This is a genomic window from Pyrinomonas methylaliphatogenes (genome assembly GCF_000820845.2).
Classification (GTDB): domain Bacteria; phylum Acidobacteriota; class Blastocatellia; order Pyrinomonadales; family Pyrinomonadaceae; genus Pyrinomonas; species Pyrinomonas methylaliphatogenes.
On sequence record NZ_CBXV010000005.1, the window covers coordinates 111,497 to 125,736 of the forward strand.

A 14,240-nucleotide genomic window follows, 5' to 3' on the forward strand; every position below is an offset into this window, starting at 1 on the left:
CTCGTTCTTATCTGCGCGAAACGTGCTTCCGAAATATGGCTTTCCCGTTGATGTCGTCGAATTGGAACTATGGCATCACAGCGAGGAGGCAAAAAAGCTAGAATTAACCCGCGATTTACTCATAGCTCTTTCGGAGTACGCACCGGAGAGCCAGATCGTCGCTGCCGGAAGGCTTTGGACAAGCAATGCCATCAAGCGCATTTCAAAACGAGAATGGAGGAGGTACAAGTACGCCATTTGCCCAAATTGTGGTTGTTATCAACGGGTGGACGAAGCCGCAGGAGGCGAATTACCGCTGGCTTGCGGTAGTTGTAAAGAGCCAATGCAAGGGAAAAAAGTTAGAGGCACCTTTATAGTCCCGGAATTCGGTTTCGTTTCATGCAGTGCTCCCAAAAAGCCCTCAGAAAGCAGGCCCGAAAAAACCTACACGACCCGAGTTTACTACACCAATGAATACGCTAAAGAAGAAAGTTCACTTGTCGTCTGTTTTGGTGAGGTTGCGCTATCAGCAAAGGCTATAGTGGATGGTCGGCTCGCCGTATTGAATCGTGCCGGGTTTAAGGTCTGCTTCAAATGTGGTTATGCGGAGAGAATGAGCAGTGAAGGGCGGAAAAACAATGTCAAGGAGCATAAGACTCCTTGGGGCAAGGCATGCAATGGATATTTGGATGGCCCAATAGACCTTGGTCACGAATTCAAAACGGATGTCTTGCGGCTCGATTTTACCTTGCACGGAGAAGTCCTCAGTTTCCTACGGAAAGAACAATCCCAAGGATCCAGCTCCTACCAAACTTCGATACCTGGTGGAAATAGCTTTTGGTTGAGCCTGCTCTACGCTTTACTTGAAGGGGCAAGCGTCTCTCTCTCGGTCGCTCGATCTGACCTCGACGGCTGTTTATATCCAAATGGCATCGGGAAAAACCCATCCATCGTACTTTTCGATAACGTACCTGGTGGAGCCGGACATGTCCGCCGTCTCACTGAGAATAGAGATACGATCCATCAAATGCTCCTTGCGGCGCGCGATCGAGTTAACGGACGCTGCGGTTGCGGGTCAGAGACCAGTTGCTATGGTTGTTTGCAGAACTACAAAAACCAGCCTTTTCATGACGAACTCCGGCGCGGAGTTGTGCACGACCTTTTGCAAATGCTCATAGGAAGGTGACGATGGCTGACGCGATCGCCGAGCAGCTACCTGCTCGCATGCTCAACGAGTTCGCCTATTGCCCCCGGCTCTTTTATCTGGAATATGTTCAGCAGGAGTGGGCGCATAACGTTGATACGCTCGAAGGAAGATTCGTCCACCGGCGCGTAGATAAACTGCAAGGCGATCTGCCGGATGCTTCAAGTCCTGAAGACAAAATTAAAGAAGCGAAAATCCAAGAAGATAAAATCCTCGAAGATAAAATCCACGCTCGCTCGGTCACGCTCGGCTCGGAACGCCTCGGCGCCATCGCGCGCATAGATCTCATCGAATCCGATGGCGGAAAACTCGTCCCCGTGGACTACAAACGCGGCTCGCCGCCCGATCGTGATCGCGTCCCAGAAGGAGCGTACGAACCTGATCTGGTGCAGCTTTGTCTGCAAGGATTGCTCCTCAGAGAGAACGGATACGATTCCGATTATGGCATCATCTACTTCGCCGAAACGCGCACGCGCGTTCGCATCGAGTTCACCGAAGAGCTGATTGCGCGCACGCTTCGATTGCTCGAAGAAGCACGTCGCGTCGCCCAGTCGGGGCAAATCCCGCCGCCGCTCGTCGCTTCGCCAAAGTGTCCGCGTTGCTCTTTAGTCGGCATCTGTCTACCGGATGAGACGAACCTTTTGCGCGAAACTGAAAGCGAGGCACCAGTACGCCGGCTCGTGCCGGCGCGCGACGATAAACTGCCAGTCTATGTGCAAGGTCATGGTCATCAGATCGGACTGAATGGCGAAGTGCTTGAGATCCGCACCAAAGGTGAGGTGGTGGCGACGGCGCGGTTGATCGAAGTTTCGCATCTTTGTCTTTTCGGCAACGTGCAGCTTTCAGCACAAGCCTTGCGCGAACTCGCCGCACGCGATGCGATAATCATCCACCTTTCCTATGGTGGGTGGCTCGTTGCCGTGACGACGCCGCCGCCATCGAAGAACATCGAACTTCGTCGCAGACAGTTTCAGGCAGCGAGCGAAGATGAAACCTGTCTGCATCTTGCGCGCGCCTTTGTGGCGGGAAAGATTCGCAACTCGCGCACGCTGCTTCGGCGCAATGCGCGCGCGCCCGTAGAAGCAACGTTGCGCCGATTGGCCATGCTACGCCGGCGCGCGGAAACGGCAATCTCTCTGGCAACGCTGCTCGGCGTCGAGGGCACAGCGGCGCGCGAATACTTCGCCAATTTCTCGAAGATGTTCAAGCTGGAAGCATCCGCGCCTGCCTTCGATTTTGAATCGCGCAACCGTCGTCCGCCGCGCGATCCAATCAACGCGCTTCTTTCGTTTCTCTACTCGATGTTGCTCAAGGATCTGTTAGCGGCAGTAGTTGGCGTTGGCTTCGATCCTTATCTTGGCTTCTACCATCAACCGAAATACGGTCGCCCGGCTTTGGCGCTCGACTTGATGGAAGAATTTCGTCCGCTCATAGCAGATTCCGTAGCCATCTCCTTGATCAATAACGGCGAGATCCGCCCGTCGGATTTCATCGCTCGCGCCGGATCGGTCGCTTTGACCGAGCAAGGAAGAAAGCGCGTCATCGAAGCTTACGAGAGGCGCTTGGACACGCTCGTCACGCATCCATTGTTCGGTTACCAGATGAGCTACCGGCGTATCTTCGAAGTACAGGCGAGACTGCTCGGGCGTTTCTTGATGGGTGAAATCAACGCTTATCCGCCTTTCTGCACACGATGATTGAAGTAAAAGCGCTCGACCTGATAGATAACAGCTCGAATGATGCTTTGTATGATCTGCTCGCGTTTAGACATGAAGTAAAAGCGCTCGACTTGACGGATAACGACTTGATGAAGCATCAACAAGCCCGACAACCCTAATGTAGCGCGTGTCGAGATTAGCCGCTTGCAATAATTGCTGTGCGAACACGCGCCAAGCCGAACTCGAAGAGCTGTAGCGCATATAGAGATTGGCCGCTTGCAATAAAGATAATTAGGAAGCGGTTTGATGACGCTGAAACTATGAGGCATGGATGGCATCTCTCATTCAATTGTGTCGGCGTTTTGAAGATTTACGAGGAGGTACGAACGCAGAGTAGACCTATCTGTCATCCCTCATTCAATGGAGGTTGTTTTAGTGCGCAATCGTTACATTGTCAGTTACGACATCTCCGATCCGCGACGTTGGCGGCGCGTTTATCGCACCATGCGCGGATATGGCGATCCGATTCAATACTCTGTCTTCCAATGCGATCTCCTGCCAGCCGAGCGTATTATGATGATCGAGGCGCTGACAGGTATCATAGATCACCGTGAGGATCGCGTCATGTTGATAGATGTTGGTCCAGCCGACGGGCGTGGCCGGTGGAGCATCGAAACATTGGGACGTGCGATCAAGCATGAAGAAAGGATCGCCATTATAGTTTAAGGTCGGGAAAGGCTGCATTCGTACTACTTGCGAGCGCTGAGATGATGCAGCCAACGCGGGGATGCGCTCGAAGGCAATAAGTTCAACGTCTACAAGAAAATGACTTGCCAAACAACACTTATCAAAGTAAAATCTGCCGCAGGGAAGATGACCGCTCGCAGCAGGCGGGATAAAAGTCTCTTTGACAATCTGTTGCGGAAGATGCTATTTCCACGTCCGAATAGACGTGGCCCCATTGAAGGTGGTTACAGCACGCCTCACCACAACATGTTGTGGTATTTCCACGTCCGAATAGACGTGGCCCCATTGAAGGGTGCGATACAATCGAACAGAATGCGAATTGATGTCGCATTTCCACGTCCGAATAGACGTGGCCCCATTGAAGGAAGTTCGATTCCGCTTGGATTTGAGCTTGCGCCCAAATTTCCACGTCCGAATAGACGTGGCCCCATTGAAGGTAAACGCGCGCCGTCACGTTACGTCGCCGACGCCAGCATTTCCACGTCCGAATAGACGTGGCCCCATTGAAGGCGTCCTCCCCAGAAAATGAACGACCTCACCCCTCGAGATTTCCACGTCCGAATAGACGTGGCCCCATTGAAGGCGCTTGATTGCGATCGACGAGCCAGACGCATGCGTCATTTCCACGTCCGAATAGACGTGGCCCCATTGAAGGTCGGTAAACAGGTTTTAGGTCAACTACTCGGGCGCAATTTCCACGTCCGAATAGACGTGGCCCCATTGAAGGAATTCCGGGGCTTCCCCGCGGCGATCATGCACGATCATTTCCACGTCCGAATAGACGTGGCCCCATTGAAGGTTTCGCAGCGGTTCGGCTTCGGGGTAGATTATGACCAATTTCCACGTCCGAATAGACGTGGCCCCATTGAAGGCTCGAGCGCATCATCGCGAAGAACAAAAGCGGTATCAAATTTCCACGTCCGAATAGACGTGGCCCCATTGAAGGGTTCGAAATGAACGACACTTTCAGCGATCGTGTTTATTTCCACGTCCGAATAGACGTGGCCCCATTGAAGGTGGGCTGAGGTCGCAGTCCTTGGCGAGGCGTTCGAATTTCCACGTCCGAATAGACGTGGCCCCATTGAAGGGGCTATCAGCGCGATGATATCGGGGATCGCTCTCACCAAATTTCCACGTCCGAATAGACGTGGCCCCATTGAAGGCCGTTTCAGCCGCCGCTCCAACTCCCTGTCCGCGCGATTTCCACGTCCGAATAGACGTGGCCCCATTGAAGGAGGATCGTACACGGTAGATCCGTTTTGGCGAGCTCCTATTTCCACGTCCGAATAGACGTGGCCCCATTGAAGGCGTGCTACTAGTTCCAGAGCGACGCGCAACGATCGCGCATTTCCACGTCCGAATAGACGTGGCCCCATTGAAGGGGGATCGGCTACTGCATAGAGAGCCGAACCGCAGCGCATTTCCACGTCCGAATAGACGTGGCCCCATTGAAGGGATGATGGCCGCGATGTGTTCGCGGCCAATCATCCAATTTCCACGTCCGAATAGACGTGGCCCCATTGAAGGTCGTCGAGACGCTTGACGCGATAATCGTATTTTCCACTGATTTCCACGTCCGAATAGACGTGGCCCCATTGAAGGGCCTTCGCGCGCGCCCCACGGTTTGGGCCAGTTTCCATTTCCACGTCCGAATAGACGTGGCCCCATTGAAGGAGCAAGCTTTGCTACCGTAGAGCGGGTCTCAACTACATTTCCACGTCCGAATAGACGTGGCCCCATTGAAGGGATCTGGTCCGGTTTGGTGCGAGCGATCCCCGATATCATTTCCACGTCCGAATAGACGTGGCCCCATTGAAGGATCACATATCACACCTACGCTGAATGCCCGCACGGTCGATTTCCACGTCCGAATAGACGTGGCCCCATTGAAGGGTCTGCGACGAGCAGCTCGGAGCCGGTCGTTTGGACCATTTCCACGTCCGAATAGACGTGGCCCCATTGAAGGTCGATGACAAATCGGGCAATGCGCATCCAACACTCATTTCCACGTCCGAATAGACGTGGCCCCATTGAAGGCCACGCCTCCGTCGAGCACGCGCCCGCCGCTCGATACATTTCCACGTCCGAATAGACGTGGCCCCATTGAAGGGTCGCGGCGTTGCTCAGAAGTATCGGGCACATGGTCATTTCCACGTCCGAATAGACGTGGCCCCATTGAAGGCTGGCAAAACACGATCTCACCGCTCTTACGTTCAATGCATTTCCACGTCCGAATAGACGTGGCCCCATTGAAGGGCTATCTCGATCTATCGCGCTTGTGCCCGTCACGCGAAATTTCCACGTCCGAATAGACGTGGCCCCATTGAAGGCGCCGGAAATTCCGCGCTTGCGCATCCCATATACTGATTTCCACGTCCGAATAGACGTGGCCCCATTGAAGGTCGCCAAGCCTTTTCCAACGAAAGAGGTCTTGGCGAATTTCCACGTCCGAATAGACGTGGCCCCATTGAAGGCAGTCGCTCGGTCGCGTCCTGTTGCAGGTGCGGCAGATTTCCACGTCCGAATAGACGTGGCCCCATTGAAGGAATTCTCCGGTCTACACTCCGGATGAATTAGGGGCTGATTTCCACGTCCGAATAGACGTGGCCCCATTGAAGGCTGGACAGCTGGACCAGCGAGCGGCCATCTCAGAAATTTCCACGTCCGAATAGACGTGGCCCCATTGAAGGGTAAATGCGCGACGCGATGCGCGACATCAATTCGCATTTCCACGTCCGAATAGACGTGGCCCCATTGAAGGATATGGGGCGCGAGCGTGCGCGACCTGACTGAGCATATTTCCACGTCCGAATAGACGTGGCCCCATTGAAGCCTCGTTGGGATGGAAACGATAGGCGGCGGGAGAGCAATTTCCACGTCCGAATAGACGTGGCCCCATTGAAGCTCGCATCCATTACGGAGCGGTTAATTAGCAGGCGGGATTTCCACGTCCGAATAGACGTGGCCCCATTGAAGCCTCAATGCGATCATCCCTAACACGATCAACAAACCGAATTTCCACGTCCGAATAGACGTGGCCCCATTGAAGCACGATCCCCCGCGGTAGCGAAACGCAAGTCGTCAACATTTCCACGTCCGAATAGACGTGGCCCCATTGAAGCGTAGGCATTCGTGCCCCCCATACAGGAAAAGTCGCTTATTTCCACGTCCGAATAGACGTGGCCCCATTGAAGCAAGCCCGCCTTGGCATAGATCTGACCCGCCTTGGCAATTTCCACGTCCGAATAGACGTGGCCCCATTGAAGCATCCGTGACGCGATAGAGTTTCGCCGGCCCAAGCCGATTTCCACGTCCGAATAGACGTGGCCCCATTGAAGCCTGCAACGGGAAAAAACTGGAACGAAAAGACGCGAAAATTTCCACGTCCGAATAGACGTGGCCCCATTGAAGCTTGAACTGTTTCTGTCAGACGCTCATTTCCCCTATGAGATTTCCACGTCCGAATAGACGTGGCCCCATTGAAGCGCTTGAATTTGGGCTTGCGCCCAATCAGGATCGATACATTTCCACGTCCGAATAGACGTGGCCCCATTGAAGCATCGAGGCGTTTGGTTGAATATCAGCGATGAGCTATTTCCACGTCCGAATAGACGTGGCCCCATTGAAGCGGCGCGTAGGGCAGTGCGTAGCGGATGGATCAGAGTGATTTCCACGTCCGAATAGACGTGGCCCCATTGAAGGGCTTCTGTCCGCGAAGAGTTTTGGCGGCGCGCGGTCTACAACAGTGCGCCTTATCGGCGTTTGCGAGAGATCGCCGCCCTGCCTATTAGGGCAGAGGTACGCAAGGGCGGGCCGTTCTCCAACGTGATGTCGTCCTCGCTCCAAAAATTTGTTCAATATCTGCTCTCTAAGGAGGAGTTGTGGGCGCGTTCCTACGCCCAATATATCGCCACGCTGTCGGGGAGCCAGAAAATGCTCGACGACTTAAATAGAACCCGTCGTCAACCGTGGGGGACGGTTTTGCAATGGAATGACGAGGACTTTCAACCTAGTAATGGAAGAAATAGACCGACAGAAAGAAGCTACGGAAGCTACAACTTTCAACCTAGTAATGGAAGAAATAGACCACGGACGACGCGGGCGCGTTTCGCCAGTGGTGGGCCGAATTTTCAACCTATAGTGGAAGAAATATCGTGCGCCAAGATTCAATAACCGCACTCGACCGCCCGAATTTTCAACCTATAATGGAAGAAATAGCCATGGGAGAAAAAGCGGATCTTGAAAAGCATCGGGCCGAATTTTCAACCTATAATGGAGGAAATGGACCGGTTGTTCGCCTCGATGGGCTGGTTATGAACAAAGAACACGAAGAACGCATCGCCAAAATCCTTGCTGTGCATAAGGACGATCCACTGATCCCCCTGGTCAAAAAGGCTCTGGATAACCAACCTCCGTTTTCGTTCCAAGACCAGGAGACTCATCAACGGTACGTGGATGCTCTTCTAGGTCTACTCGAAGCTGGCTTCGACCCTCAGACCGCGCTCGAAGGGGCCGCCGTGGTCACTGGTCTGATCCCACCTGGCGCCGTAATCTGAAGAAAAATAAATCCGCAAAACCGATAATCTTGTCCATTGAGCCAAGGCTGGACCTTGAGAGGGCAAGATGCTGGAAGAATTACCCGCTAACGCCGAAACGCCGGAGACTGAGTGAAATGCCAGGCAGATGTCGGAGACTGGGCAAGGTTCAGTGGTGCGGGGATTAGCGGCGATCTTCTCTCAGCGAAATGCCAGGCAGATGTCGGAGACTGGGCAAGGGGGCGTGTCTCAGTCTGCTAGCGGTCAGCGGCGGGTGACTCCGAGTTCGATGCTCGCAAGGAGATCTTTAGCGCAGAGTGCGTTCGCAAGCTGAGAGTATCTCTTCCCACAATTCGCACGTTTCTTCCCGCTCTTAGCGCAGAGTACGTTTGCAAGCTGCGCAGAGAGGGTGGCGCGCGAAGCGCTACCGGGTGCGGCTCGGGGAAGAGTCAAATCGCATGCCGAAGCGGAGCAGTCGATCCGTTCGGCGCTCGCGCGCATTCGACCGGGGAGGAGTTAAATCGCATGCCGAAGTTGAGCAGAGCCGATATCAGGAGCGAACTGCGCGGTTCATCGCCTGAAGCCACGGCGGAGGAATATCCCTGTTAACAACTGTTGCCGATTTGAGCTATGCTATCCGCGCGACTGCGGATCAAAGTCGCATTGGAGAGAGTAGCACGAAAATTTCAGAGGTGCAATCCGCGCAACTGCTGACCAAAGGCCGGCGCCAGATGCGCATTCTCGCTCGATGTCATGCTATCCGCGACTGCGGACCGGAAAGTATGATGACACGCGCGGCGCACGAAAGGGTATGCGGTCCGCGTGACTTTGGCCCGTCGGCTTGGCTTCAGCGGCGCATGATCGGTTTAAAGTTCAGGTTGGCTTCATTTACTTTAGGGCAGAATCGGGCCGCCATGTTCTATGAGGTTGAGCTTAGTTTGAAATTTCAAACCGGTCGCTTCCCAATTGATCGGGCCGTCATGCTCATGAGGTTGAGCCCCGACCTGGGCCATCCGACAGTCGCTGTAAAACGAATTGCGCGTCTCGGTCGCCGTCTCTTCGGAAAAAGGACTAAGATCGCATATGCGGCACTTATGCGTCGTCAGCAGAGGCGAAATCGCTCTTGTCGAGAAGTTGTGAGCGTTGGCGTTTGAACAGTTGTCAAGACCTGTAAAGGTTCGGTGAAGTGGCACTCAGACTTTCGTTCAGTGATCTTGCCAGAAGGAGGGAAGATATGCGACTTGTGCAAGTCAAAAGTGGCTTCGCCCGTCTCCTCGTTGCCGCGATCGTCATCTCGGGTTCGGTATCGGGCGCTGTGATCATCGCGCAGGAAGCGGGGAAGGATAAGCTCGTCTACGCGGATTTTGAGACGGTGAAAGATGGGCATCCGGTCAGTAATCGCGGCGGCGCGGTGCGATTGTTCACCTATCAAGAACGGCCAACTGCGCCGAGCCGCTACAAGGGGGCTGGCGATTCTAACGTCCCTGAGTTGGTTCGCTTGAGCAAGGACAATCCCAATCGAGCCATCGCGTTCGACTACGAGCTACAAGGGCCGAATCAATATGCCGGGGTTGGCGTCGAGATCGTCGCGCAGGAAGAGAAGGATGGTAAGCTCGTGCCTCTGGATGTGAGCCAGTACAAATACCTCACTTTGCAACTCTACGCGACCGGGACGCAATCGGTTCGAGTCGAATTCCTCTCGCGAGGTCAAGGGATTGATACGAGCGGTTACCCGCAGATGACGTTCAGAGTGCAGCCAGGATTCAATACATATCGCGTGCCGCTGAAGTCTCTGGCCCAGCCATCTTGGGTCGAGGAGAAGGTCTCAACTAAGTCGGTCCTTCAGAAACTGACTTCGATCAATATCGTCGTCAGTTGCGAAAACTGCGTGCCGACGAAGGGAAGCGTGGTGATAGACAATCTCGTCTTCCAGAATTGATAGGGCGCTTCGCCTCTTCTAAGGGAGACGCTCAACCGGACTTTTGGTCCGTGGGGAGACCTCGGTTCGACTCGCTTCGTCCCTTCTAAGGGAGACGCTCAACTGGGATGCCGCTTATTGGCGCGCGTGATCTTGACCAACGTACTTTTCGGTCGAGAGGTTGCTGCATCGCAGCCGCTGCAGCCCGTCTTGTTCGTTCGCAGATGGTCCAGCGCGCGGCGCACGAGGTAGATCAGCGCAGCCAGAACGGTAAAAGTTGCGAGTGCGTTTTGCCAGTTCATCGCACCGAAATATCTGCGGGGCGCGAGCTCACCCGAATCCGAGCAATCTGCCGCCTTGATAGGTGATGAACGCGGCGGCGTATGCGAGCGCCGTCATGTAAAGCACCATGAAGATGGGCCAGCGCCAAGAGTTGGTCTCGCGCCTGACGACCGCGACGGTTGACATGCATTGGCATGCGAGCACGAAGAAGACCATCATCGAGATGGCCGTAAGCGGCGTCCACGCCGGACGCCCATCGGGGCGACGCGCTTTGCGGATCGCCTCGATCAATGAAGGCGAAGAGGAGTCGGCCTCTCTGCCGACATTGTAAACGATGCTCAGCGTGGAAACGAGCGTTTCGCGTGCGGCGAAAGACGAGATCAATCCTATCCCCATCTGCCAATCGAAACCGAGCGGCGCGATCACCGGTTCGATCAAGTGGCCCAGCCGACCAGCGAAACTGTGCTTCAGTTGCTCGCTTTCGACGGCGGATCGATCGGCGACCGTTTGCGCCCTGTCGCCCTCGGGCGCGACGCGCGGGAAGTTGGCCAGCGCCCATAGGATGATCGAGATGGCGAGGATGACCGTCCCGGCCCGGCGGACGAAGAGCCACGCCCTGGACCAGATGGTCTGCAGGATCGTCAGAGGATTGGGCAGACGATACGGAGGCAGCTCCATCACCAGCGGCGGCGTCGGACCGCGCAGGATGGTCCGTTTCAAAACCCAGGCGACGCAAACGGCGACGGTGATGCCGAGCAGGTACATCGCCATGATGAGGAGTGCGCCGACGGAAAGAAAACCGAAGATCCGACGATCGCTGAAGAAAGCGGCGATCATCAGCGTGTAGACGGGAAGGCGTGCCGAACAGCTCATAAACGGCGCGATCAATATCGTCGCGAGACGATCCTTCTGATTTTCGATCGTCCGCGTCGCCATGATGCCGGGGATCGCGCAGGCGAACGAACTGAGCAGCGGGACGAAAGCCTTGCCGTGTAGCCCCACGCCGCGCATTAGACGATCCATGATGAAGGCCGCGCGGGCCATATAACCGCTATCTTCGAGTAACGTGATGAAGAGAAATAGGAGCGTGATCTGCGGCAGGAAGACGAGCACGCTGCCGACCCCGGCGACGATCCCATCGGCGAGCAGATCCGTAAAGAGGCCCGGCGGAAGATAGGCGTGCACGGCCTGCGCGAGCGCACCGAAAGCTCCATCGATCAGATCCATCGGCACGCGCGCCCACGCGAAGATCGTTTGAAAGACGAGGAGCATGATCGCGGCGAGGATGAGCGGGCCGAAGAAGCGATGCGTGATGACGGAATCGATCGCCATCGTCAAATCACGCTTCGCCTCTTTCGTGCGCTCGACCTCGGCGATGATTCGTTCGATGAAGCGATAGCGGGCGAGCAGCGGTTCCTGCCACCAATTCGGATCATGCGCCTGCAAGCGTTGTCGCGCCGCTAGGATCAGCGCGCGTCGGTTTTGATCGGGCGGCAGCTCTTCGCCGTAAAGCTCTTCCATCACGCGGCGGCGCGCAGCTGGTCCAGCTTCGCCGTCGCCGCAAAGCGCGGCGATCTCTCGCTCGGCCTGCTCCGATAGCCGCCACTGGACGCGCTTCGTCGCGCCATGTCGCGCCGCTTCGGAAACTGCCCGAGACAGTTCATTGAGCCCACGCCGCTGCGGCGCGACCACAGGCACGACCGGCACGCCGAGTAGATCTCGAAGGCGTTGGACGTCGATGTCGATCCCGCGCCGCTCGGCCATGTCCACCATGGTCAAAGCGATGACGACGGGAGGTTCATATTCGAGAAGCTGCGTGATCAGATAGAGATTACGCGCCAGATTCGTCGCGTCGACGACGGCGATGATCGCATCCGGCGCGGGCAAACCGCGCGCTCGCCCCATCAAAACATCGCGCGCGATCCTTTCGTCGATGGAGGAGGCATCGAGGCTGTAGAGCCCAGGAAGATCGATCAGACGCGCCGTTCGACCGCCTTCGAGCGCCCAAATCCCCTCCTTGCGTTCGACGGTGACGCCCGGATAGTTGGCGACCTTTTGCCGGAGTCCCGTAAGGGCGTTGAAGAGGCTGGTTTTGCCCGCATTCGGGTTACCCGCGATGGCGATCGTCAATTGACGCCGCTTTGTCCTCAGGTCGGCATCGTTTGTAAGCGGAGGGGAGTCAAAGGTTGTGCTCATGAAGAACGCCGATCAATTCTGAGACCGCTCAGCCGATGAACGATTGTGGATCGCCGACGACAATGGTGCGCGCTTCGGCGCGGCGCACGGCGAGATGACAACTGCGCACGCGAACTTCCAGCGGATCGCCAAATGGTGCCTGCCGAACGACTGAGACAGGCGCGCCGGGCACAAAGCCCATCTCCATCAAACGACGCGCGATATGGCTCGCGCCGTTGACGGCGACGATGCGCGCCGAAAAACCGATCGGCAGCTCGGCCAGCGAGCGCAAGCCTCTTCGCATCGGATCGGTCGAGTCGGTCGCCGCTTCAACTGTGAGAGCGCTTCTGCTTTCCATCGTTCGTTTTGCAGGAGAGTATAGAACAATTTGAAAATAAATTTCAATTTCAGAGGGTTGCCGATCGGTCTCATCGGAAGATGGCGCGCTTCGGAAGGCCCGTTCAAAAAGACGAGGCGGAGGCTATTCGCGCCCCCGCCCTTTCTCTCGGATCTCGCGTGAGAGTTTAAGCCTTCGCCCCAGCCGCCTCCTCGTGCGTGATCTTCGTCCCGAGCACGGCGAGGAACTGGCGCAGCCATTCGACGTGCGCCGTCCAAGCTGGGCCGGTCACCAGATTCCCATCCGTGATCGCTTCGGTGAAGCCTATCTGCGCATATTCGCCGCCAGCAGCCGTCACTTCTGGACCGACAGCCGGATAGGCGGAGACCCTCTTCCCCTTGATGACGCCAGCGGCAGCGAGCACTTGTGCTCCGTGGCAAATGGCGGCGATCGGTTTATTCGCCTGTGCGAAGTGGCGCACGATTTCAATCAGGCGTTCGTTAAGCCTGATATATTCGGGAGCGCGACCGCCTGGGATCACGAGCGCGTCGTAATCTTCGGGAGCGATGTCAGCGAACGTCGCATTGAGCGTGAAATCGTGGCCGCGTTTCTCCGTGTAGGTCTGATCGCCTTCGAAGTCATGGATCGCCGTTCGCACCTTATCGCCAGCTCTCTTGTTTGGGCAGACGGCGTGGACCTCATGCCCGGCGATTTGCAAGGCTTGGAACGGGACCATCACCTCGTAATCTTCGACGAAATCGCCGACGAGCATTAGGATCTTCTTCGGCATAGATAACCTCCTGTCAGATCGGTTTGGTCTTCGTTCGATTGTGCGCTCACAGGGAGCGCCGTCTCTTTCGCGCTGCGCGCCCGAGAAGATGGATTTTGCAACGAGGATGCTCGCGCTGGCGATGGCCGATGTTCGCCCTTTGCGCGCCAGAGAAGATGGACTTTGCAACGGCAGCGGAGCATCCCAACTGGACGCCGTCTCTTTCGCGCTTGAGCGGAGAAGGCGATTCTGCGCGCGGATGTCTAGCCGGCCAGATCCTTCTCGACGAGCAAGCGGAGTCGCTTGCCCGAACTCGGATCGATCGTCTGTTCCGACTTCAAGCTGATCTCGTTCGATCTGGCCCACTCGCGCGCCGAGGGTGGAAGCTTGACTGCGATCCTTCCGCCTTCGTAACGCGCCGTCATCTCCTGCGCCTGGTCGTCTATCTCGAGCGCGTAGGTCAAACGGTCATCATCGGTTGAGCCGAATTCGATGCGCTCTTCGAGGCGTCCGGTTTGCGCCAGAAGCGCGACTTCTTCATCAGACAAGCGGAGGCGCAACGAGTTGCCTTGAATCCTTAATTTCATCTTCCTCAATCCTGATGGCAGGGAAGAGGCTTCATTCTTCTCCCATTCT

At 56.0% G+C, this 14,240-nt stretch carries 9 protein-coding genes, 1 pseudogene and 1 CRISPR repeat array; of the genes and pseudogenes, 5 read left to right on the forward strand and 5 right to left on the reverse strand.

All coding sequences use genetic code 11. From position 1 onward, the window contains the following. Nucleotides 1-844: 844 nt before the first annotated feature. The 5 genes and pseudogenes from PYK22_RS18340 to PYK22_RS07640 all read left to right on the forward strand — a co-directional run. Nucleotides 845-1,165: pseudogene (locus PYK22_RS18340) on the forward strand (DUF1998 domain-containing protein); the annotation flags it as partial. Between the two features lie 2 nt (nt 1,166-1,167). Further along, nucleotides 1,168-2,880, forward strand: coding sequence for a CRISPR-associated endonuclease Cas4/Cas1 (locus tag PYK22_RS07625; RefSeq protein ID WP_041975875.1), 1,713 nt, complete (start codon nt 1,168-1,170; stop codon nt 2,878-2,880). A 381-nt stretch (nt 2,881-3,261) separates the two neighbouring features. After that, on the forward strand, nt 3,262-3,567 hold the full coding sequence (gene cas2 / locus PYK22_RS07630; protein WP_041975876.1) for a CRISPR-associated endonuclease Cas2: 306 nt from the start codon (nt 3,262-3,264) through the stop codon (nt 3,565-3,567). A gap of 206 nt (nt 3,568-3,773) precedes the next feature. Further along, nucleotides 3,774-7,290: direct repeats of the CRISPR family, unit length 36 nt; unit sequence ATTTCCACGTCCGAATAGACGTGGCCCCATTGAAGG. A gap of 518 nt (nt 7,291-7,808) precedes the next feature. After that, nucleotides 7,809-8,144: a hypothetical protein gene (locus PYK22_RS07635; protein WP_157770746.1), complete on the forward strand. Its 336-nt coding sequence runs from the start codon at nt 7,809-7,811 to the stop codon at nt 8,142-8,144. Between the two features lie 1,213 nt (nt 8,145-9,357). Next, a complete protein-coding gene (locus PYK22_RS07640; RefSeq protein ID WP_041975878.1) occupies nt 9,358-10,062 on the forward strand; it encodes a hypothetical protein in 705 nt (234 codons plus the stop codon). A gap of 98 nt (nt 10,063-10,160) precedes the next feature. On the opposite strand, the gene PYK22_RS07645 is transcribed toward PYK22_RS07640, so the two are convergent. From PYK22_RS07645 to PYK22_RS07665, 5 genes are all read right to left on the reverse strand, one after another. Continuing rightward, a complete protein-coding gene (locus tag PYK22_RS07645; protein ID WP_041975879.1) occupies nt 10,161-10,343 on the reverse strand; it encodes a hypothetical protein in 183 nt (60 codons plus the stop codon). A gap of 28 nt (nt 10,344-10,371) precedes the next feature. Further along, on the reverse strand, nt 10,372-12,519 hold the full coding sequence (gene feoB, locus PYK22_RS07650; RefSeq protein WP_041975880.1) for a ferrous iron transport protein B: 2,148 nt from the start codon (nt 12,517-12,519) through the stop codon (nt 10,372-10,374). Nucleotides 12,520-12,547: 28 nt separating this feature from the next. Beyond that, on the reverse strand, nt 12,548-12,856 hold the full coding sequence (locus PYK22_RS07655) for a FeoA family protein (RefSeq protein ID WP_211197641.1): 309 nt from the start codon (nt 12,854-12,856) through the stop codon (nt 12,548-12,550). A gap of 166 nt (nt 12,857-13,022) precedes the next feature. Then, nucleotides 13,023-13,625, reverse strand: a complete 603-nt coding sequence (locus tag PYK22_RS07660; RefSeq protein ID WP_041975881.1) for a DJ-1/PfpI family protein — start codon at nt 13,623-13,625, stop codon at nt 13,023-13,025. 242 nt (nt 13,626-13,867) lie between these two features. Then, a complete protein-coding gene (locus PYK22_RS07665; protein ID WP_041975882.1) occupies nt 13,868-14,191 on the reverse strand; it encodes a DUF7009 family protein in 324 nt (107 codons plus the stop codon). Nucleotides 14,192-14,240 lie beyond the last annotated feature (49 nt).